Source organism: Salipiger sp. HF18, from assembly GCF_011806505.1.
Lineage (GTDB): Bacteria > Pseudomonadota > Alphaproteobacteria > Rhodobacterales > Rhodobacteraceae > Salipiger > Salipiger thiooxidans.
In genome coordinates this window covers 1-533 of the sequence record NZ_JAATOS010000994.1, presented here as the reverse complement: position 1 = coordinate 533, position 533 = coordinate 1, and the positions used below count along the sequence as shown (strand labels likewise).

Annotated in this window: 1 protein-coding gene; it reads right to left on the bottom strand. The window is 65.9% G+C overall.

Translation table 11 applies throughout. The features are described 5' to 3' along the window. Positions 1-34 precede the first annotated feature (34 nt). Positions 35-533 (bottom strand): ABC transporter substrate-binding protein (locus tag HC022_RS28450; RefSeq protein ID WP_167454586.1); only part of this gene is annotated, 499 nt, incomplete at its 5' end.

The window sequence follows — 533 nt, the reverse complement described above, 5'->3', positions numbered from 1 at the left end:
GGTGGGGGGCCCGCCTCGGCGGGCCCCCGCGGGATCACTTCATCGAGCACTCTTCGACATAGGCGCTCGAGCGGTCCTCGAGCGCGGTGGCGACGATCTTGTTGGTGAAGACGTCGCCTTCCTGAATGACCTCGCGGATGTAGATGTCCTGGATCGGGTGCTGATTGGTGTCGAAGGAGAAATCCCCGCGCACGCTGTCGAAGGCGGCCTCCTTCAGCGCCGCGCGGAAGGCTTCGGCGTCCGAAGGCTCGGCCTTGTCCAGCGCCGAGAGCAGCAGGTTCGCGGTGTCGTACCCATAGGCCGCATAGAGCGACGGCAGGCGGCCGTAGGCCTCCTCGAAGCCGCTGACAAAGGCCGCGTTAGCCTCGTTGTCGAGATCCTTGGACCAGTTCGAGCCGTTCTTCACCCCGAGCGCCGCGTCACCCACGGCCTGAAGGATGTTCTGGTCGAACGAGAACGCCGGGCCCATCACCGGCAGGTCGACGCCACTGTCGGCAAACTGCTTGAGGAACGAGATCCCCATGCCGCCGGGC